Source organism: Pseudomonas matsuisoli, from assembly GCF_014647635.1.
GTDB lineage: Bacteria > Pseudomonadota > Gammaproteobacteria > Pseudomonadales > Pseudomonadaceae > Pseudomonas_P > Pseudomonas_P matsuisoli.
On the sequence record NZ_BMPO01000003.1, the window covers coordinates 164,780 to 184,457 of the forward strand.

General features: G+C 58.5%; 17 protein-coding genes, 1 tRNA gene and 1 pseudogene. 11 read left to right on the forward strand and 8 right to left on the reverse strand.

Annotated features, from left to right (window positions below; all coding sequences use genetic code 11):
* The first annotated feature begins 69 nt into the window (after nucleotides 1-69).
* Nucleotides 70-2,022 (forward strand): bifunctional tRNA (5-methylaminomethyl-2-thiouridine)(34)-methyltransferase MnmC2/FAD-dependent 5-carboxymethylaminomethyl-2-thiouridine(34) oxidoreductase MnmC1, encoded by a 1,953-nt coding sequence (gene mnmC, locus IEY47_RS07025; protein WP_188982460.1) that lies wholly within the window; start codon nucleotides 70-72, stop codon nucleotides 2,020-2,022.
* A 260-nt stretch (nucleotides 2,023-2,282) separates the two neighbouring features.
* Here mnmC and IEY47_RS07030 read toward each other — a convergent pair whose 3' ends face one another.
* The 4 genes and pseudogenes from IEY47_RS07030 to IEY47_RS07045 all read right to left on the reverse strand — a co-directional run bounded on the left by IEY47_RS07030 (nucleotide 2,283) and on the right by IEY47_RS07045 (nucleotide 4,836).
* On the reverse strand, nucleotides 2,283-2,744 hold the full coding sequence (locus IEY47_RS07030; RefSeq protein WP_188982461.1) for an outer membrane lipoprotein: 462 nt from the start codon (nucleotides 2,742-2,744) through the stop codon (nucleotides 2,283-2,285).
* 125 nt (nucleotides 2,745-2,869) lie between these two features.
* A complete protein-coding gene (pdxH, locus tag IEY47_RS07035) occupies nucleotides 2,870-3,517 on the reverse strand; it encodes a pyridoxamine 5'-phosphate oxidase (RefSeq protein ID WP_188982462.1) in 648 nt (215 codons plus the stop codon).
* 211 nt (nucleotides 3,518-3,728) lie between these two features.
* Nucleotides 3,729-4,370, reverse strand: a pseudogene (locus IEY47_RS07040) (OmpA family protein); the annotation flags it as partial.
* A 389-nt stretch (nucleotides 4,371-4,759) separates the two neighbouring features.
* Nucleotides 4,760-4,836, reverse strand: a tRNA-Val gene (locus IEY47_RS07045).
* A gap of 170 nt (nucleotides 4,837-5,006) precedes the next feature.
* Here IEY47_RS07045 and IEY47_RS07050 point away from each other — a divergent pair.
* Nucleotides 5,007-6,287 carry an NAD(P)/FAD-dependent oxidoreductase gene (locus IEY47_RS07050; RefSeq protein WP_188982464.1) on the forward strand — a complete coding sequence of 427 codons (1,281 nt, stop codon included), beginning with the start codon at nucleotides 5,007-5,009 and terminating at the stop codon, nucleotides 6,285-6,287.
* A gap of 61 nt (nucleotides 6,288-6,348) precedes the next feature.
* On the opposite strand, the gene IEY47_RS07055 is transcribed toward IEY47_RS07050, so the two are convergent.
* Nucleotides 6,349-6,723 (reverse strand): response regulator, encoded by a 375-nt coding sequence (locus IEY47_RS07055; RefSeq protein WP_188982465.1) that lies wholly within the window; start codon nucleotides 6,721-6,723, stop codon nucleotides 6,349-6,351.
* Between the two features lie 348 nt (nucleotides 6,724-7,071).
* Here IEY47_RS07055 and IEY47_RS07060 point away from each other — a divergent pair, with 348 nt between their 5' ends.
* Nucleotides 7,072-7,209, forward strand: coding sequence for a hypothetical protein (locus IEY47_RS07060; protein WP_188982466.1), 138 nt, complete (start codon nucleotides 7,072-7,074; stop codon nucleotides 7,207-7,209).
* Between the two features lie 391 nt (nucleotides 7,210-7,600).
* A complete protein-coding gene (locus IEY47_RS07065; RefSeq protein WP_188982467.1) occupies nucleotides 7,601-8,008 on the forward strand; it encodes a carbon storage regulator in 408 nt (135 codons plus the stop codon).
* Nucleotides 8,009-8,140: 132 nt separating this feature from the next.
* Here the strand turns inward: IEY47_RS07065 and IEY47_RS07070 are convergent, their stop codons facing one another.
* Entirely contained in the window at nucleotides 8,141-9,394 is a 1,254-nt protein-coding gene (locus tag IEY47_RS07070) for a sensor domain-containing phosphodiesterase (protein ID WP_188982468.1), read from the reverse strand.
* A 409-nt stretch (nucleotides 9,395-9,803) separates the two neighbouring features.
* The gene (locus IEY47_RS07075) at nucleotides 9,804-10,964 is read right to left on the reverse strand and encodes a serine hydrolase domain-containing protein (protein WP_188982469.1); all 1,161 of its coding nucleotides are present in this window, start codon (nucleotides 10,962-10,964) and stop codon (nucleotides 9,804-9,806) included.
* Nucleotides 10,965-11,146: 182 nt separating this feature from the next.
* On the opposite strand from IEY47_RS07075, the gene IEY47_RS07080 reads away from it, so the two are divergent.
* From IEY47_RS07080 to dacB, 6 genes are all read left to right on the forward strand, one after another.
* Entirely contained in the window at nucleotides 11,147-11,539 is a 393-nt protein-coding gene (locus tag IEY47_RS07080; RefSeq protein WP_188982470.1) for an ElaB/YgaM/YqjD family protein, read from the forward strand.
* A gap of 14 nt (nucleotides 11,540-11,553) precedes the next feature.
* A complete protein-coding gene (locus IEY47_RS07085) occupies nucleotides 11,554-11,958 on the forward strand; it encodes a phage holin family protein (protein WP_188982471.1) in 405 nt (134 codons plus the stop codon).
* Nucleotides 11,955-12,272 carry a hypothetical protein gene (locus IEY47_RS07090; protein WP_188982472.1) on the forward strand — a complete coding sequence of 106 codons (318 nt, stop codon included), beginning with the start codon at nucleotides 11,955-11,957 and terminating at the stop codon, nucleotides 12,270-12,272. The genes IEY47_RS07085 and IEY47_RS07090 overlap by 4 nt, the downstream gene beginning before the upstream one ends.
* Nucleotides 12,273-12,418: 146 nt before the next feature.
* Nucleotides 12,419-13,750, forward strand: coding sequence for a deoxyguanosinetriphosphate triphosphohydrolase (locus IEY47_RS07095; RefSeq protein ID WP_188982473.1), 1,332 nt, complete (start codon nucleotides 12,419-12,421; stop codon nucleotides 13,748-13,750).
* 2 nt (nucleotides 13,751-13,752) lie between these two features.
* Nucleotides 13,753-14,907: an FUSC family protein gene (locus IEY47_RS07100; RefSeq protein ID WP_188982474.1), complete on the forward strand. Its 1,155-nt coding sequence runs from the start codon at nucleotides 13,753-13,755 to the stop codon at nucleotides 14,905-14,907.
* 189 nt (nucleotides 14,908-15,096) lie between these two features.
* A complete protein-coding gene (gene dacB, locus IEY47_RS07105) occupies nucleotides 15,097-16,539 on the forward strand; it encodes a D-alanyl-D-alanine carboxypeptidase/D-alanyl-D-alanine endopeptidase (RefSeq protein ID WP_188982475.1) in 1,443 nt (480 codons plus the stop codon).
* 87 nt (nucleotides 16,540-16,626) lie between these two features.
* Here dacB and rlmKL read toward each other — a convergent pair whose 3' ends face one another.
* Complete coding sequence (gene rlmKL / locus IEY47_RS07110; protein ID WP_188982476.1) at nucleotides 16,627-18,822, reverse strand: bifunctional 23S rRNA (guanine(2069)-N(7))-methyltransferase RlmK/23S rRNA (guanine(2445)-N(2))-methyltransferase RlmL; 2,196 nt, start codon at nucleotides 18,820-18,822, stop codon at nucleotides 16,627-16,629.
* 546 nt (nucleotides 18,823-19,368) lie between these two features.
* Between rlmKL and rmf the strand changes: the two genes are divergently transcribed.
* Entirely contained in the window at nucleotides 19,369-19,584 is a 216-nt protein-coding gene (rmf, locus tag IEY47_RS07115; RefSeq protein WP_188982477.1) for a ribosome modulation factor, read from the forward strand.
* The last annotated feature ends 94 nt before the right edge of the window (nucleotides 19,585-19,678 follow it).

The following is a 19,678-nucleotide window of genomic DNA, read 5'->3' on the forward strand; positions in this document are numbered from 1 at the left end:
GCGAGGTAGCCGTTGTCCGCAATGATCGACGTAGCACTGTAGAATCACTCCTCCTGAGCAGGAGGAAAAATGTCAGACATCCAACGTGCCGAAATCGACTGGGACAGTGACGGCCTACCGAGGTCACGCGCTTTTGGCGACATTTATTTCTCCAAAGCAAGTGGCCTCGATGAAACGCGACACGTATTTCTTTCCCATAACACGTTGGCCGAACGCTTTTCGCGATTGCATGCGAACGACATATTCACCATTGGCGAGACGGGATTCGGCACGGGACTAAACTTTCTTTGCGCATGGCAGGCGTTCGAAGTGCACGCGAAGCCCGGTGCTCGCCTGCATTTCATCAGCGCGGAATGCTTTCCGTTGACCCGCCCTGATTTGGAGCGGGCGCTGGCCCTATGGCCCGAACTCGCTGCGTTCAGCGGGCAGCTTCTCAGCCAGTATCAAGCCGTGCACACCGGATTTCAGCGCTTCGTGTTCGACAACGGACGCGTGACGCTGACTTTGATCGTCGACGATGTGCAAGAAGCCTTTCCAGCGCTAGACGCACGTGTCGATGCCTGGTTCCTAGACGGATTCGCGCCCGCGAAGAATCCAGATATGTGGTCTGCACAGCTATTCAACGAACTAGGTCGACTGTCTGCGCCCGGCGCGACGCTCGCCACCTTCACCTGCGCGGGCTTCGTACGTCGCGGTTTGGTGGATGCCGGATTCGCCATGCGCAAGGTGCGAGGCTTTGGCCATAAGCGCGAGATGTTGGCGGGCCAGTTCACTGGCGCACCCAAGAACTCCTACAAACCGTGGTACGCCCGCCCCACTCGTCTCACATCGCGGCGCGAAGCGGTCGTCATCGGTGCAGGGTTGGCCGGCTGCGCCACTGCGCGGAGCCTGGCTAACCGAGGCTGGAGCGTCACGCTGATAGAGCGCCATGCAACGGTCGCCGCGGAAGCGTCCGGTAATCCGCAAGGCGTTCTCTATCTGAAACTTTCCGCCCATGGCACGTCGCTGACGAAGCTTGTTGTAGACGGCTTCTGCTTCACCCGCCGACTGCTGGAGCGACTGCACAAAGGCCAAGAGTGGGACGAATGCGGCGTGCTGCAACTTGCTTTCGACAACAAGGAGACGCGCCGCCATGCGGCGCTGGCGGAGCGCTTCAGGTCAGGCCTGTTGCAGACGGTTGATGCTCAAACAGCGTCCTCCAACGCGGGCGTGGAGCTCGCGGCTGGGGGACTTTTCTTTCCCGAAGCGGGCTGGGTCCATCCCCCCGCGCTTTGCCGAACACTGCTCGATCATCCGTCCATCACAGTCAGGACGTGTACAGAAGCACTGAGTCTTTCACGAAAAGACAGTGGCGATTGGCAGGTAGCAATGGCGGATACGAGCATCTGCGCGCCGGTCGTCATCATTGCCAGCGCTGCCGACAGCGCCCGATTTTGCCAAACGGCGGCATTACCGCTGAAACGCATTCGGGGGCAGATCAGCTACGTGCCTCGAACGACCGAAACCGACGGTTTGAAAACAGTGGTATGCGCAGAGGGCTACGTTGCGCCAGCCAGAGAAGGCCTGCACACCCTGGGCGCCAGCTTCGAATTCAATACCGAAGGCTTTGAGCCGAGCGAGCGCGAGCATCGACATAACCTGCATCTGCTGGAAGAAATCTCGCCACCGTTGCGCCGATCGATAGGAGACCTACCCAGGCTCGAGGGACGCGTAGCCTATCGCTGCACCAGTCCTGACTATCTGCCTATCGTTGGCCCGCTGGCCGATAACGATGCCTTCGCGGAACGATATGCTGCGCTGGCTCGCGATGCGCGTCAGGTCCCCGATGCGCCTTGCCCGTGGCTCGATGGCCTTTATGTAAATACCGCCCATGGTTCGCGGGGGCTTATTACCGCCCCGCTAAGCGGAGAATTGCTCGCCGCCTGGCTCGAAAACGAACCGTTGCCGATTCCTCGCACGGTGGCGGAAGCATGCCACCCGAACCGGTTTGTCTTGCGTCGCGTCGTGAGGGGGACGAACTAAGGCCTGTTGGCGTTTCGTCGCGAGCCGCGTTGCTGTGAGAAATGGCCTTCGATTGGACCGCGCCGGTTCGCTACGGGCCATGGCATTTACTTCACCCATGGAGAATCGCGCAGGACGCAAACAGTGACCAAACTGGCCGCCCAGTCTGGTCGAGTCATTCCCTTGCCAAATCCTGCAGCGACAGCGGAGGCCATTTCCCGCGCTACCTACGCGACCCGACCCGCCCCTTTGGGACGGGCCTGTCGAGCCCTGCTATGGACTTAGCGTGATACGCGACTCGTACCGTTCACAGTCAAGATACGTACACGGTCGCCGACCTGGAAGATCTCGTTCTTCTGAACTTCCTGCACGTAGGCGCGAGTGCTGCCGTCGTCTTCGCGAACGGTGATCTCGACACCGTCCGAACGGGTGTAGCCTTCTTCGGCTGCAGCACCCGCAAGACCACCCGCAAGCGCCCCGACAATTGCCGCAACATAGCTGCCACGACCGCCCCCTACACCGCTACCGGCGATGCCGCCAATCGCCGCACCGGCACCGGTACCGATAGGCGTTTTGGTTCCTTCGATCTTCACCGGACGTAGTGCCTGAATCGTTCCGGTCCGAACGGTTTGCACCTGACGGGCTTCGTCACGTGAGTACACGTCGCCAGATTGGCTCGATACGCAACCGCCCAAGGTAACGGCGAAAGCGGCAAAGGCGGCGACGAAAAATTTACTACGCATGCTGATGTCCTCTCTGGCAGTGAAAAACGTGACCTTGCGTTCAGACATTGAAACGTTTGGAGCTTGTCGAACGAGTCACTTTACATGTGACCGTGTCTTGGCTCGTTTGTCTTGTGAGATGAATATCAAGGCGCTAGACGACGACGCGTCCACGCATCTCGGATAGCGCGATACTGAAGACGATCGTGCAGCCGGCTCGGACGACCCTGCCAAAACTCGATGAGATCGGGCACTAGGCGATATCCGCCCCAATGCGGCGGGCACGTGGGCTGCGTGTCCTCAAAGCGCTGCCGCGTTTCCTCAAGCAACTGCTCGAGTACGTGGCGGTCGTTGATTTCACGGCTTTGCGGTGACGCCCATGCGCCAAGTCGACTGCCCAAAGGGCGCACTTGGAAATAGGCGTTTGACTCGGCTGGTGTGACTTTTTCCACCGATCCTTCGATGCGCACCTGCCGCTCAAGCGTCGGCCAGAAAAACGTCAACGCGGCAAACGGATTTGCGGAAAGTTGATCGCCTTTGGCGCTCTGGTAATTGGTGAAGAACGTGAAGCCGCGCTCATCCAGTGCTTTAAGCAGCAGCACCCGACAATGGGGCCGCCCTTCCGCATCCACGGTCGCCAGGGTTGCCGCGTTCGGCTCGACGGGAAGTTGTTCCGTCTCCACCGCATCAGCGAACCATTGCCGGAACAGGGCCAGCGGCTCCGCTGGGGCTTGCGATTCGTCCAACCCTTCACGCGTGTAGTCGCGACGCATGTCGGCCAATGAGGTAGTCATGGCAGATACTCCTGGAAATGAGCGAGCGCTGTTCCGAGCATAGCCGTGAGCACCTGTCGGAACGCTGAATCCGATATAGGCTACCCCACGCACCCGGCGGCGACAAAAACCAATGCCCAAAAACGAAAACGCCCCGCGAGGCCCTATGAGCCACCGCGAGGCGTCGGACGTAAGCCGTGAGGCGTTATTTCACCTGTTCGGCGGGAGCAGCCGCAGCGACCTGAGTTACGGCCACTGGCGGTTGGCTATATTGCGCCAGCAAGGCAAGAAGCGTGTCCTGAGGCGTCAGGATAATCTCCACACGACGGTTCAACGAGCGGCCTTGCGCACTGTCATTCGCTGCGCGAGGACTGTCCGAACCGACCCCCTTGAGCATCAGGCGATCCCGCTGAAGACCACTCAGGCGGAAGATCGCACCAACGGCCTGAGCGCGCTCCTGGCTCAACTTACGATTGGTTTCCATGGCGCCGCTGGTGTCAGCATGGCCCAGGACCAAAACGCCGGTCTTGGTATCGCCTTCCACGGCCTTGGCGACACGAGTGAATGGGCCAAGCGTCCGTGGCATGAGCATGCCAGGACGATCCGGGTTGAAAGAGCTGTCGACGGGTGCGGTAACGATCAGAACGTTCTCTTTGCGATCGAGTTGCAACTCGCTGCCCTTGACCGCTTCGCGCAAGACCGGCTCATAGGTATCCATCCAGGCCTGCGTCGCTTTGACGTCAATCTTCGGCACTTCCGCAACCGGCTCGTCTTTCTTGCTGAAAGGCCACCAGGAACCGCCCTCTCCAGTCGTGCTGCAGCCAGTGACGAAGGCGCAAAAGCAGAGCGCGGTTGTGGTCCTGAACAGCGTCATAAGACAAGCTCCGTTATAAAAAATACAGTTGTAGATATGGATGGTTAGTAGCTTTGAAGATGCTGCATAAGATTCTGGCCGCAACTCATTAATATGCAAGGGATTGCAAAGTGAAGCTGACGAGCGGTTGACAAATCCGTTGTTTTCGCCTCACACAGCGTTGCTACCTCCCCATAGCCCGCCACGGCAGCTACGTTAACGGTGGACTCGAGTGCTTGCCAGCGGATTTCGCTATCCAGCTGGGCAATGACCGCCTCCGACTGGATCGTTTGCACTGCGATCTCTAACGCGCTAACCAACGCGACGTTCAGAACGTTTCAGGAAACACGAGCACAAAAAAAGGCGACCCTTTCGGATCGCCTCTCAAGCCTGCAGCAGCAGACTTTATTTGGTAGGCACAATTGGATTCGAACCAACGACCCCCACCATGTCAAGGTGGTGCTCTAACCAACTGAGCTATGTGCCTGTCGTGGCCGCGCATTTTACGGAGAATCGATTGACTGTCAACACTCTTTTTCCAAGTAACTGACTGAAAAGAAGGAATTTTTGAAATTGGCCTTCGCCATGGCCTGTAGCTCACGTGATATGAACCGGTTAGCATCGAGCGCTATTAAAGACCCAACGCCAGGCCATGAAATGTCGAACCGCTATCCTTCGTCCTATTACGCCGCGTCAACGAACCCCGCGCCTCGACGTGAAGAACTGACCGCAGATATTGAAACTGACATCTGTATCGTCGGCGCGGGATACACCGGTTTATCGACCGCACTCTCACTGCTGGAAAAAGGTTTCCGCGTAGTCGTGCTAGAGGCGGCAAAGGTCGGATTCGGCGCGTCGGGACGCAATGGCGGGCAGATCGTCAACAGTTATAGCCGTGACATCGACGTCATCGAGCGTTCGGTCCCTCCCGCGCAGGCAGCACTCCTTGGACACATGGCATTCGAAGGCGGTCGTATCATTCGCGAGCGCGTCAAGCGTTATGACATCCAATGCGACCTGAAGGACGGCGGTGTTTTTGCCGCGCTGACCCATCGCCAGCTGGAACACTTGAAAGCTCAGAAAGCGCTTTGGGAACGCTACGGTAACACGCAGCTCGAACTGCTCGATCGGACCGCGATCCGCAATGTCGTCGATACCGATGCCTACGTAGGTGGGCTGTTGGACATGAGCGGCGGCCATATCCACCCCTTGAATTTGGCGCTTGGCGAAGCGGCAGTAGTTGAGCGTCTCGGTGGGCAGATCTTCGAGGACTCTGCCGTGCTCGACATCCAGCGTGGCCCGAGCCCAATTGCACGTACCGCAAAAGGCTCGGTGAAAGCCCGCTTCATGGTCGTGGCCGGAAACGCCTATCTGGGCAATCTTGTGCCCGAGCTCGCAGCCAAATCCATGCCCTGCGGCACTCAAGTCATCGCTACCGAGCCACTGGACGAGGCGCTGGCCCGCAGTCTTCTTCCGCAAGACTACTGCGTCGAGGACTGTAACTATCTATTGGACTACTACCGCCTTTCGGGTGACCGCCGGCTTATATATGGCGGCGGTGTCGTATACGGCGCTCGCGATCCCGCCGACATCGAAGCGATCATTCGCCCCAAAATGCTCAAGACGTTCCCTCAATTGAAAGACATCAAGATCGATTTCGCTTGGACGGGGAATTTTCTGATGACACTTTCCCGCCTCCCCCAGGTAGGGCGAATCGGCGACAACATTTATTACTCACAGGGATGCAGCGGTCACGGCGTCACGTTCACCCATCTGGCGGGCAGAATTCTGGCTGAGGCTCTACACGGTCAAACAGACCGCTTCGACGCGTTTGCCAAGCTGCCACATTATCCGTTCCCCGGCGGCCAGCGGTTCCAGGCACCACTGTCTGCATTAGGCGCTTGGTATTACAGCCTTCGAGACAAACTGGGCGTTTGATTCGGCCATTGATTGATAACTTTCCAACATGCCAGGCCTAGAGCTGGCATGTGCAACAGCATCAACTCAACAGGCGTTCGATCTGTTCGTGCAGGGTTTCGAACGAGAAAGGTTTGGCGAGCACGGGCGCCTGCTTGGCCAAATCGCTACCGGTATCAAGGATTTCCTTCGGATACCCGCTGATGAAGATGACTTTCAAGTCAGGCCGCAGCTTCAGGGCGGCTTCCGCGATTCGCACACCTGAAACATCGTCGGGCAGACGATAATCGGTTAGCAGCAGATCGAGATGGGGCTTGGTGGCCAATACATCGAAGGCCTCAGCGGCGCAGGTCGCGGGGAGCACTCTGTAGCCCTGCGCCTGCAGATAGTCGACAAGCAGCGCGAGAATCTGCGGTTCATCTTCAACAACGAGGACTATTTCTTCGAAAGAGCTCATTCTCAAGCCTGGTACTGGCAAACAACGTGGGGGGTTTAGTCTAACTGGTCCGGTAACCGTGACACTCCGCCACAGTACCACGCTGTTTAAGCCGTGGACGACCGACACGCTAAGCACTCGGCCCGCGCTCATGACGATCCGAACGCTAATATCATTGCAACGGTAGTCAATGCCTACCTATCGGACACTCACTGGCCGGGGAATATCCCGGCGACCGTCACGTTGCGTCACCGCCCGTTCCGTTGACCCGCATCAGACATCCGAAGGAGGCGATTCAATCAGGGAGGGGCAAGTCCCGAAACCCAACCAAGACGTCAAAGGCAACGCCTTGGCCTCACGCTCCGCTTCATGAAATTGACTGAATGGTCCCGCTACAGCCTGCTCGTGTTGGCGTACGAGCCAGCCATGCTCATCCCGAGTCAGCTCATACCCGTTGCGGTGATAGACCAGCGGCAAAGTCGTCATGCCGAAATCCTCGCGTTGTGAATCGTTCATCCTATGAAAGAACACGTTAGCCAAAAGTTCGAGCATTACATGAGGTTTTGCCGCTAACCTGCTAAACGGTCAATACGCTGGGCCATTATCTAGGCGCCTCAGCGGCAACCTGCGACCCACATTTGCATTGCGATGGAACGATCTGCGAGGAAATACCACTAGCCTCACTGGGCCTGCACAATGCCCCCATCAAGCGTGCAACCTTTTCTAGATGTGACGATGTAAAAGTTTTAGCCGAACAGACCTCCTTTTTTTCGAAAAATGTGAATAAGATCACATTATTCGGCCGAGCATTGTATTCCGGCCTGCACACCTTCTGCAGAGATGAAACCACCGGATGGGAATGTCAGTTAGTAGTCGCTCCACTAATCAAGCAATCGTCTTGACACTCGAACCCCGCACTGACCCACAAGACTTGCTTCACGACTTGCAGCGTACCGGCATCAATATCAAGGTTGTCAGCGCCACTCGTAATCAGGCGCACATAAAGGTCGAGACGCCGCCGGGAATGCGCATACTCGAAGTCGACTCATTGCTCGACACGCCTTTCGGTGGACTGTCACTCGGTCGCTACGTGGGCGAGGAAATTGTGCTTTTCATCGACGACACACGCGCCATCAGTATCGAGCAACTTGCCAGACACCCATTACAAATCCAGGTGTCTATCCAGCGCGGCAGCGTACGCCTGACGATTCGAGCGCCTCGTGAACTCGTCATCATGCGCAAGGAGCTGGCGCATCGATGGAAACGAGGCAACGGAAACGGCGACTTACAAAAGCGTTCACGCTAACGTGTGATCACTTGCCCGCTTACGGATACGAGTTACACACTGCCACCGCGTTCAGCCTAAAAACGCCGCCGCGGTGACCGCGCGAGATGTCGATTCTTATCCGATCCGAAATGCCGCACGTATCGACACCTACTACCTGAATGTTTGACCGCCCTGAAATGAGCGCCTAGGCAACTGACATGCCTCCTCCAGGTTTACCGCACGACTGAGCAAGTTGCCCTGTCCTTTATCGGCGCCCAGTGCGCGCAATGCGGCAAGTTCCTCAGGTGTTTCCACACCTTCTGCGACGATGAAGGTGTTGGTTTCGCGGGCGAAAGCGATCAATGCGGAGGCTAGTGCCCGACGCCGTGAATCCTTATCGATCTCGCGCACAAGGCTCATGTCCAGCTTTATGAGATCAGGATCCAATTCAAGAATGTGTTGCAGGCTGGAGTAACCCGCGCCTGCATCGTCGATAGCCAGCCGCATACCGCGTTTCCGCAGAGGCGCGAGCGCTTTGACGATCGCCTCATAATCAGCCACGACGTCATGCTCGGTAATTTCCAGCACGACCCGATCCAGTGGGACCGGGTCGAGTAGATGCATCAACTCACCGTCCAGCATTGTCTCGGCGGAGCAATTGAATGAAACGTAGGTATTGGCGGGTAGTAACGTCAGCCCCTTGAGCGCGGTACGGATCGCACATAACTCCAGCACTTTCCCCAAACCGACTTCGGCCGCTTCCTGAAACCAAACATCCGGGCTTCGAACCGGCTCGCACCGAAAACGAGAAAGACTCTCCCACCCCGTAATCCGCATGTCGTCCAGCGAATAGATAGGCTGATAGAACACGATTGGCTGGTTCGCCGCGATGATTCGACGTATTCGCGCCTCTTTCTCGTCCAGCTTGTCTGTCAGCGTCAGTTCACTGTCTATCTTGTCGGCAATCAGTTCGGCGAATACCCGGACAATCTCTAGGTCACGCTCGCTCAACGTGAGATCAGGCTTGTAACTAAAGCAGCAAAACGTGCCGTAAAGGCGCCCGTTTTCGAGGCATATCGGTACGCCGATATGCGCCCCGATCGGGACGTTCGCCGTTTCCGGGAGCGCTTGGGCTCCAGAAATCATCGAAGTATCAGCAATCAACTCAGGTAATTCACCACGTGTGATACGACTGCAGTAGCCATCATCCAGCGGCATCACATCACCTTGTTTCAAGGGTCCAGAGCTGACGCTATCGACGTGTGTGAAGACTCGCTCGTCGTTTCTGAATCGCGATACGAACGCAACATCCATCCCTAAGTGGAGGCGTACGGCATGCAAAATCTTGTCGATGAATGCCCTGCTTGAGCGTGTCTCCGTTCCACCGGAAACCACTTCGAGCAGATTGCTCGTCGACGTATCCATCAGCGTTGCTCCTCTATGCGTCCTGCAAGCCAGTGTAGCCGCTCAAAAACGCACCTGTCAGGCGCGTGCGCTCCGCTCGTCGAGCGCAGCGGGGAAAAATCGACCACAGATTTTGATGTGATGCCGCTTCGCTACCATTGGTCAGCACGCTCAAACCGAAATCTACGGCGTGGGTCTACCTTATACGCAGCAAAGACGCGGAGGTAGATCATGATTAGTCCCGCCCTGACGCTCACATTAATGGTTTTAGGCTGGTTCGCGGTCGCAATCGCAATGCTCTGGGGCATGCTTCGTATTGCAAGGCGCCATCATCCATCGTCCGATCACTCGGTAGATGACCAACCGACGCGTCCTGCTCAAATCTCAAACACGGTAGACAAACGACGTCGTCCTCATTTCGGTCGGCACGCTACGCAGCACTGACATCCAGGCAATCACCAAGGGCCCTGGCCAGCGCTTGTGCTCGAGGGTCCATCAACACATATGGCCCTAAAGTGTTGGTGACGAAACCAAACGCGATATCAAGATCCGGATCGGCGAATCCGGTAGAACCGCCAGCACCTGGATGCCCGAAGGACCTTGGGCCGAGGCCGTAGGTTGCGTTGGCTACCCCGGGTTGGTCGAGCATGCACCCTAGGCCGAGACGCGTCGAGGTTAATAATGTTCGGTCGTCTCCGACCGCATGCTCACGGGTCATTTCAGATAGCATTTCCGAATCTAACAATGCCCCACTCAAAAGACCTGCGTAGAAACCAGCCAGGCTTCGAGCGTTACCATGCCCGCTGGCTGCAACCTGCTCCAGACCGCGCCATTCAGGCTTGTTAGTGCTCGTCATCACACCAGGTGGATTGGTGAAAGACCGCGTACTGAGCGAATTCGGCTCGCGCATCATGGCATTCAACATGCGTTGCGCCGCCGCATCTCCCGTCCACCCTTTGGCACGGCCGACATGCGCGACGCGTTCGAACTGCCCCTCGGCAAGGCCAATATGGAAGTCGAGTCCAAGCGGTCGACAGACTCGCGCCTCGACCGCTTTGCCTGGCCCCATGTCATCGATACGCCGGAGAAGCTCACCGATCGTCCATCCATAGGTAATCGGCGAATAACCATGCTCGGCCCCTGGCGTCCACCAGGATGACTGCCCAGCAAGCGCGACCGTAACCCGATGCCAATCGTATAGGGCTTCTGGTGGTAGCGATTCGTGAATCGCGGGCATCCCAGCGGTATGGCTGAGCAAGTGGCGTGCGGTGATCCCCTCTTTGCCGGCCTGCCCAAATTCCGGCCAGACGCGACTGACGGGTGCATCCAGATCCAAGCGACCATCGGCAGCCGCTTGCAGAAGCGCCACGGCTGCGAACGGCTTGGTGCAAGAAAACACGTTGACCAATGTGTCCTCGCGCCATGTCGCTTCGCGATCCCTATCCATCGCCCCCGCCCAGAGATCGACCACCGTTTCGCCGCTGACCTGGATGCACAATGCCGCACCGCGCTCTTGTGGATTCTCGAACAAGGCCGCGAATGAATCGCGGACGCGCTCGAAGCGCAAATCGAAGTAGCCCTGTATCAGCACATCCCGTCCTCTTGGCTCGAAGGGTGCCAATGTTCCCGCCCCTCACTGTCCAATGCAATCGACGATGCACCTTATGAGCAAGACGGGCGGAACCTCCAACGTGTCGGAAGGTTCGAACTTTTCAATGAGACGATCCAGTGCGGCATCATCCACTACGGCACCATTCACTTGAGGAGATCAATATGACCGTCAACAGCCCCCTTGAAGGAACCACTCCAGGCACGGCCGCATCGCTGAAAGAGCCGGTCGTAGACAAGGACGCGCACAAACGCAATCTGAACGAAGCGCAGGACGCACTCGTCAAGGAGTTCCGTACGCTCGTGAACGACACTGAGAAGTTGCTCAAGCGCACCGCCAACGCGGCCGGCGACCAAGCGGACGAACTGCGCGTGAAGCTGAACGAAAACCTAGAGCGCGCCAAGGCTGCGTTGAAGGAACAAGAAGCGAGCCTGCGTGAGCAAGGCCGCGCAGCAGCGCAAGCGACCGAAGAGTATGTCGTCACGCATCCGTGGCAATCGGTGGGCATTGCCGCAGGCGTAGGCTTCCTGCTGGGTCTGCTGTCTTCCCGCCGTTGACTTTGGAGCACCCGATGGACGACGAGATCACTGCGCAGCGCCCTGTTCCGCCATCGCAGGAGGCACCGAGGCCATCGCTGAAACGTCTCGGCGGCGCCGCCGTCGGGTTGTTTCAGAGCCACTTGGAACTGTTGGGGATTGAGCTGCAGGAAGAGAAGTCGCGGACGTTCCAGCTGTTCATCTTCTCGGGGCTCAGCTTGATCTTCGGCTTGCTCGTGATCATTGGTGCCTCGGCGGCCATCCTAGTTGCCTGCTGGGATGAATATCGGCTCAGCGCGGTCCTCGGACTGTGCCTGCTGTATGGCCTCGGGCTTTTGGCATGCGTTTTCCGGGCGATCCAATTGGTCCGCCGTGGAGAGGCTCCATTCCACGCTACGCTGGAAGAACTGGCACGTAATAGGGAGCGCTTGCTGCCATGAGTAAAGCCATGTCGACTTCAGCTGAACGCAAGATGCGCAAGGATCTAATCCGGTTACGTATGGATATGTACCGTCAACAGCTGCTCTATCATTCTCAACCTGTGCGGCATCCGCTTTCTGGCATCACCAGTTTGCTGTTCTCCAGCAATCGCTCGTCGAAGGTCGGCGAGGAATCGGCGGGTAGCCCGATGTGGATTGGCGCAGCTACGGTTTTTCTCGCGTTGTTCGGAAAGCGGCTTGGCAAGGTGGGCAAGCTGGCCCGTCTCGCCATCACCGCGTATCCCCTCGTGCTGAAGATCAAATCCCCCAGGTAAGGCGTTCGCTCGACCGCCCAACAAGTAGGCCCGGCATTGCCGGGCCTACTTGCGTAAGTCGTGCTTTGCGACGAAGCTCTAGCGGCCCTCTCTCGATTCGCACTTGACGGGGCAGCCCTGTATTCACTGCGTCACGAGGACCGGTTTTGGACTGGCATACACTTCTAACGCGAGAACGGCTCGGCAAAGCCAGCCATAGCACCGCAGAGCTTGGCCGCAGTCCATTCCATAAAGACCATGACCGGATCATCTTCTCCGGTGCGTTCCGGCGACTCGGACGCAAGACACAGGTCCATCCGGTTTCGAGCAACGATCATATCCATACCCGGCTGACGCACTCCCTGGAAGTCAGCTGCGTAGGCCGTTCGTTGGGTATGCGCGTCGCCGAGATGTTGCGCGATGACTTGCCGGACTGGTGCTCGCCTAGCGATCTGGGCGTGATCGTTCAGTCCGCATGCCTGGCGCACGATATTGGCAACCCGCCGTTCGGCCATTCAGGCGAGGACGCGATCCGGCATTGGTTCCAGCAGGCTGCGCGCCGAGGTTGGTTGGACGACATGACCGACGAGCAACGCGGCGACTTTCTGAACTTCGAAGGAAATGCGCAAGGCTTCCGCGTCCTTACGCAGCTGGAATATCACCAGTTCGATGGCGGTACACGGCTGACGTACGCGACCCTGGGCACCTATTTGAAATACCCGTGGACTGCGCGTCACGCGGAGGCCTTGGGATATAAGAAGCACAAGTTCGGCTGCTATCAGAGCGAGCTGCCGCTGCTGGAACAAATTGCCCAACGACTCGGCCTTCCCCTCATCGAAGAGCAGCGTTGGGCACGGCATCCACTGGTGTACCTGATGGAGGCGGCGGATGACATCTGTTACGGGCTGATCGATTTGGAAGATGGCCTGGAGATGGAGTTGCTCGCCTACGCCGAAGTCGAAGCGCTGCTGCTCGATCTGGTCGGCGATGATTTGCCTGAGACTTATCGCCAACTCGGCCCGCAAGACTCTCGGCGCCGTAAGCTTGCGATTCTCCGCGGCAAGGCTATTGAGCACCTGACCAATGCTGCGGCGCGCGCCTTCGTTGCCCAGCACACCGCGTTGTTGACTGGAACACTGCAAGGCGATCTGGTCGAGCACATGCATGGACCGGCCAAGCAATGCGTACAGCGCGCAAAGTCCATCGCTCGCGAAAAAATCTTCCAGGACAAGCGCAAGACCCTGCATGAAATTGGCGCCTACACCACCCTGGAAATCCTGCTCAATGCGTTCTGCGGCGCCTCCCTGGAGCAGCATGGCGGGCGTTCGCCTTCTTTCAAGAACCGACGTATCCTCGACCTTCTTGGCAACAACGCCCCACGCGTCGACGCATCGCTTTACGAGGCGTTCATGAGGGTCATCGACTTCATCGCCGGCATGACCGACAGTTACGCAACCGAAATGGCTCGTGAAATGACCGGTCGCTCTAGTCCAACCTAAGCATGGCCTACACCCCCTCCCATATCGTTCGCCGCCTGGGCTGGCAGCCCGCCACGCCTGCTTTCGGCCCGGCACTGATTGCAACCTTGGGTTGCGCGCTCCCTTTGCTCCTCGGGCTGTTCAGTGGGCACAGCGGCTTTATCTGGGCAGCGACCGGCGCCTTCATCGCTGCGTTGGCGAAACCGCTCCAGCGGCTCGGTATGTTGCACATGTGCCTGCTCGTCGGCCTCGGTGCAGTCAGCGCGGGGATAGGCTTCTGGAGCGACCGCGACCCCGTTGCAAGCGGGCTGCTTTTCGGCCTTTACGGTTTGGTGTTCGCATGGCTGCAACGCCAAGGACGTGAAGCTGGGAAATTTGGCTTTTGCCTGGCGATCTGTCTATGCCTAGGCCATGGTCAACATGGAATCGGCGCCCTGCACAGCGGTTTAGCCGTAGGCACGTTGTTCGTATTGGGCGGCTGCTGGGTCATGTTTCTCGGCTTCGGCCTGCGCGGCATCCATGGCCTGCGCATGTGGCCCGACCTGCCAAGCCTTCGCGTGGTGTCCCGCGTTCAGCGACGGCACAATCGCCAGCTGCCCCGCTACCGCTGGGTTCTCTTTGCGACCGTCGCGGCCATAAGCACGGCACTGGCAGGGCTCATCGCGACATTTTTCGAGCTCCCTCGAGACTACTGGATGACCCTGGCCACCTTCGCGGTCTTGCAATTGGACCCACGCTTCAGTGCGCGCAATGCCTTGCGTGCCGCAATTGTCGCGCTCGTCGTGCTGCTTTTAGTCTCCGTGCTTGGTCACAGCCTGCAAAGCCCTCAGCATCTCGTATTGGTCATCCTGGCGCTGGTGTACGCCACTCGCGCCTTTCTCGCGAGACGCTACGCGGCCTACATTCTCCAGGTATTGGTGTGTTTCGTGCTTCTCGCAGAAGCGCTGTCTCGCGACTGGTACTTCGCGATGCAGCGCTTGGAAAATGGCGTCTATGGTGCCGCTATCGCGCTCACGATGGTGCTGATCGCAGATCGCCTCAGCCAGAAATGGGGCGAGCGACGAGACGCGCGGATACTTGCGTCGACCGCCTCTTCTGTAGCGGCAACGAGTGGAGAGCCTGGGAGTTCTATCCCATGTGAAACCCACGCCAGCGACGATCCAAACCGTGTTCCCTGACCGCGCTGGCGGCGTATACGCCACGGCAGCCCGTCGATCTCCCGGTTGCGTGTCCGTACTGGCACTGTGCGTACGTACGATCGATCGTCATAATGCGGCGCGCGTCACACGTTCACCGCTACCGACGTACCGTCTGTTACCTCTCGAACTATCGGACGGATTTCTTTCACCTGCCTTGTATTCTTTCCTATGAAACGACTGCTTTTACTCGTCATCGCTGGCCTTCTGCCCCTTTCCGCTCCCGCCCAAACATCCACGTCGAATGCCACGCTTCCCGAGAGCGTTCAGCAGATGTTGAAGTCCGCCAAGATAGGCAACGACGCACTGTCGGTGGTGACCCTGCCACTCTCTGCGCCCGGCATCGAAACCTACATCAACCCGGATGTATCGGTTAATCCGGCGTCTACCATGAAGCTCGTCACCACGTTCGCCGCACTGGAACTGCTCGGCCCGACCTATCAGTGGCGAACGGAGTTTTACACCGACGGCCAGGTCAAGAACGGTGTGCTGCACGGCAACCTGTACCTCAAGGGCGGCGGCGACCCCAAGCTGAACATGGAGCGGCTTTGGCTGCTGATGCGCGATCTTCGAAACAACGGTGTGAGTCAGGTCACGGGTGACCTGATCATGGATCGCAGCTATTTCAAGCACCCGCAGTTGAAGCCGTTCAACGACGACGGTGACGACCCCTACAAGCCGTATCTGGTCGGTCCCGACTCGCTGCTGGTCAACCTTAAATCCGTGCGCATGATCGCGCGCAGCGAAGGCGGTACGGTCAGAGTGGTAAGCGAGCCGACACTCGATGGTGTTCGTATCGAAAGTCGCATCACCTCCCTGCCCGCGGGCAAATGCAGCGAATATCCCGAGATCCGCTATAGCCCGGTCAGTGGCGTCGAGGGCGTCACCGTCATGGCTACCGGCAAATTGGCCGAGGGATGCAACGCGCAAGCCTACATGGCCCTTCTCGACCATCCGGGCTATGCCGCGGCCACGGTGCGGGCCATCTGGAAGGAGCTGGGCGGTACCCTGTTGGGCCGTAATCGCCTGGCAAGCGTACCGAGCGATGCGCGTCTGCTCGCGCGCGCCGTCTCGCCCGATGTCGTCGAGATCATTCGTGACATCAACAAGTACAGCAACAATACGATGGCGCAGCAGCTTTTCCTGAGCATCGGCGCGCGCTACCGCACCAGCGCAGATGCGGACGACTCGAAAGCCGCGCAACGGGTCATTCGCGACTGGCTCGCGCGCAAGGGAATCACCGCGCCGCATCTGGTACTTGAGAATGGTTCTGGGCTGTCTCGTGACGAACGCATCAGCCCACGGGAAATGGCGTTGATCCTACGGGCCGCATGGCGCAGCCCCTACGCGGCGGAGTTCATCAGCTCGTTACCCCTCGCCGGCATGGATGGCACGATGCGCAGACGTCTACGCACCACCGAAATGCAGGGGCAAGCGCACATCAAGACCGGCACTTTGAACAATGTCCGGGCCATTGCGGGCTTCACCCGGGACCGCAACGGCAACAGTTGGGCGGTCGTTGCGATTCTTAACCATCCACGTCCATGGGGCGCTGCCGCAACGTTGGATCAGGTGTTGCTGGACGTCTATCGCGAGCCGAAGACCGGGCGATAAGCGTGTTCGGTCAGGGAAACGTCGCCCCGAGCATTGGGGGCGGCGCACCCTGGGACTACCGCCACACGAGTGCGCCGCTTCTCCAGATCAACCGCGCGTCGTGATCTTCCAGGCGCGGTGAATTTTCGGGTTACGCGCAAAATCTGGGTCCAGCGTCTGCCGACTGATTTCTTCGACCGCATAACGCGTGCTTACATGCGGCTCCAGCTCGAAACGTCGGAAGTTGTTCGAGAAATAAAGCGTGCCCCCAGGCGCAAGCCTCGCCATTGCCCGATCGAGCAGCGAAACGTGGTCACGCTGTACATCGAACACGCCTTCCATCCGCTTCGAGTTCGAGAAGGTCGGCGGGTCGATGAAGATAAGGTCGTACTGTTCCCTGTCCTCGTCCAACCAGGCGACGACATCGGCCTGCACCAGCTTATGCTTGTCGGATAGGCCATTGAGCGACAGATTGCGTCGCGCCCAATCGAGATAGGTGCGCGACATATCGACGCTCACCGTTTGCCGAGCGCCGCCCAGCGCCGCGTGGACGGTCGCCGTGCCCGTGTAGCAGAACAGGTTGAGGAAGCGTTTGCCGGAAGATTCGCGTGCGATCCGTAAGCGCATGGCGCGATGATCGAGAAACAGGCCGGTGTCGAGATAGTCCGTCAGATTGACCAGTAGCCTGGCCTGCCCTTCGGTCACTTCGAGGAAGCGTCCGGTATTGGCCTGACGCTCGTACTGGCGGGTTCCCCCCTGACGCTCGCGGCGCTTCACCACGACCTTGGCAGGATCGAGCTCGAGCGCTCGCGGGATTGCGGCCAGCGCATCGAGCAGACGCGCTTTGGCTTTTTCCGGGTCGATCGATCGCGGGGCTGCGTACTCTTGAACGTGTACCCAATCGCGGTAGCGATCCACGGCGACCGCATACTCGGGCATGTCCGCATCGTACAGTCGATAGCATTCGACGCCGTCTTTCTTCGCCCACTTGGCCAACTGCCGTGCATTCTTCTGCAGCCGGTTGGCAAACATCTGCGCACCTTCGGACAGGCGGGCTGGCGCTGTCGCATCTTCGGCGGGCTGCGTTTGCGGCGCGGCCGCCGCCTCGGGTCGCTCACGGTTACCAGTTACGAAGAACTCAGTTTGCACCTTGAAGAGCAGCAACTTGCAGGGCAGCGCGCCATTCCAAAACGCATATTGTTTGTAACTCCGTAGCCCCATGTGCTTACCCAGCTCCGGCGCGCCCGTGAACACAGCGGCCTCCCAACCGACGCATACGCGACGCAAACGCTCGCCAAGGTGCTGGTAGAGATAGAGCAGGCTCGCCTCGTCGCCCAGACGTTCACCATACGGAGGGTTACATATCACAAGGCCCGCCTGGTTGCGGTCAGGAGACGGCTCGAAGTTTGCCAACTCCCCCTGATACACCCTGATCCAATCGGCGAGCCCTGCCCGTTCGATATTGTTGCGTGCAGGGCCAATGAGACGTGGGTCCGCTTCGTAACCGCGAATCCACAGCGGTGCGCGTGCGAGCCCCGCAGCGGCACGCTCAGCGGCCTCCTCCTTCAACCGGCTCCAGATCGCAGGCACATGGCCCAACCAACGGCTGAATCCCCAATGCTCGCGTCGAATGTTCGGCGCAATGTCCGCTGCCATCAGGCCCGCTTCGACGAGAAAGGTACCCGCGCCGCACATGGGATCAACCAGCGCACCGCCCTCGGCAGCGATTCGTGGCCACCCCGACCGGATCAGGACGGCCGCTGCAAGATTTTCCTTCAACGGTGCCGCACCTTGCTGAAGCCGATATCCACGCTGGTGCAGACTCTGCCCGGACAGGTCCAGCGATAGCACGGCCTCTCCTCGGTCGAGGCGAACATGTATACGGAGATCTGGGCGAATCTTGTCGACCGACGGGCGCTGTCCATGACGCTCGCGCAACTGATCGACGATGGCATCCTTTACTTTCAGCGCGCCAAAGTGGGTATTGTCGATGCCCGAGCCCTGCCCACTGAATTCGATGGCGAGCGTACCCGTCGGGTCCAGATGCTCGCTCCAGTCGACTGTCCGTATGGCCTGATACAGTGTTTCCGCGTTCTCAACCGGGAAGCGCCCGAGCACCAGCAACACCCGATTGGCCAGCCGCGACCACAGGCATAACCGGTAAGCGGTCTCCATGTCGGCGACGCCTCTGACAGCGGCCGTCTGCTCCTTGGTCTCGTTCATACCAAGCGCGGTGGCTTCGTCTTTTAGGAGCCCTTCGAGGCCTTTGGGGCAGGTTAAAACCAATTCTTGCAATAGCGACATCAGGTATTCCTGGAAAAGTCAGTTTGGCTGGCTAATCGAAAAAGACGTCCGCCAGTCAGAAAAATAGAGAGGGCAACATGACCCATATGGAAAAAGATGACGCCTTATACCCCTCCAGCGTCATCTTTCGGCGCTAAAAAAATCCACTTTAACGCGAATCGCATTGGCGCATACGGAGCAAGCAAGGCTCTCTTCGGTGATGGCCTCGATCCTCCCCATCGCGCGGTTCAAGGGGTATTCACGTGCTAAAGGATGCGGTCGGTAAACGAACGATGGATCGCTCACTTCGTGACTCGACGTATCGTGTGGTCATTCTAGGCCACTCACCGATGACCACGTGCATCACAACTGCATTTCGTTCTTATGACAAAAAGATCGTTCACATGGCAGGTTTACTGGTTTAGAACTCAGTTAAGTCGCTGTCGCAATGGCGGCGGCAGATATGGGCTACGCCGGCAGCCCGTATCGCAGGCGATCCATTCGCCACGCCCAACCGGGCGAAATGCAACAAACGGGACAACAGTCATTACTAGAGGGCGATACCCTATGAGAAGACTCAAGCGTGATCCGTTGGAACGAGCATTTCTACGCGGCTATCAGCATGGCATACACGGAAAATCCCGGGATAATTGCCCTTTCACCCATCCCAATACGCGTCAAGCCTGGATCAACGGCTGGCGTGAGGGCCGAGGTGACAATTGGGATGGACTGATCGGCACCGCCGGCATTCATCGACTAAACGAGTTAAGAGCTGTTGGCTGACAGAGGATCGCGCTGACCTATTCATTCCGCATTCATTCAGCGACCAGCGCGCCCTACCCGGGCGTCGGGCCAAAAGCCCAGGGACTCCATATGG

Excerpts from the sequence above, each read along its gene's own strand:
- mnmC (WP_188982460.1), top strand. The coding sequence starts at position 70 with ATGTCAGACATCCAACGTGCCGAAATCGACTGGGACAGTGACGGCCTA.
- IEY47_RS07030 (WP_188982461.1), bottom strand. The coding sequence starts at position 2,744 with ATGCGTAGTAAATTTTTCGTCGCCGCCTTTGCCGCTTTCGCCGTTACC.
- pdxH (WP_188982462.1), bottom strand. The coding sequence starts at position 3,517 with ATGACTACCTCATTGGCCGACATGCGTCGCGACTACACGCGTGAAGGG.
- IEY47_RS07050 (WP_188982464.1), top strand. The coding sequence starts at position 5,007 with ATGTCGAACCGCTATCCTTCGTCCTATTACGCCGCGTCAACGAACCCC.
- IEY47_RS07055 (WP_188982465.1), bottom strand. The coding sequence starts at position 6,723 with ATGAGCTCTTTCGAAGAAATAGTCCTCGTTGTTGAAGATGAACCGCAG.
- IEY47_RS07060 (WP_188982466.1), top strand. The coding sequence starts at position 7,072 with ATGAAATTGACTGAATGGTCCCGCTACAGCCTGCTCGTGTTGGCGTAC.
- IEY47_RS07070 (WP_188982468.1), bottom strand. The coding sequence starts at position 9,394 with ATGGATACGTCGACGAGCAATCTGCTCGAAGTGGTTTCCGGTGGAACG.
- IEY47_RS07080 (WP_188982470.1), top strand. The coding sequence starts at position 11,147 with ATGACCGTCAACAGCCCCCTTGAAGGAACCACTCCAGGCACGGCCGCA.
- IEY47_RS07085 (WP_188982471.1), top strand. The coding sequence starts at position 11,554 with ATGGACGACGAGATCACTGCGCAGCGCCCTGTTCCGCCATCGCAGGAG.
- IEY47_RS07090 (WP_188982472.1), top strand. The coding sequence starts at position 11,955 with ATGAGTAAAGCCATGTCGACTTCAGCTGAACGCAAGATGCGCAAGGAT.
- IEY47_RS07100 (WP_188982474.1), top strand. The coding sequence starts at position 13,753 with ATGGCCTACACCCCCTCCCATATCGTTCGCCGCCTGGGCTGGCAGCCC.
- dacB (WP_188982475.1), top strand. The coding sequence starts at position 15,097 with ATGAAACGACTGCTTTTACTCGTCATCGCTGGCCTTCTGCCCCTTTCC.
- rlmKL (WP_188982476.1), bottom strand. The coding sequence starts at position 18,822 with ATGTCGCTATTGCAAGAATTGGTTTTAACCTGCCCCAAAGGCCTCGAA.
- rmf (WP_188982477.1), top strand. The coding sequence starts at position 19,369 with ATGAGAAGACTCAAGCGTGATCCGTTGGAACGAGCATTTCTACGCGGC.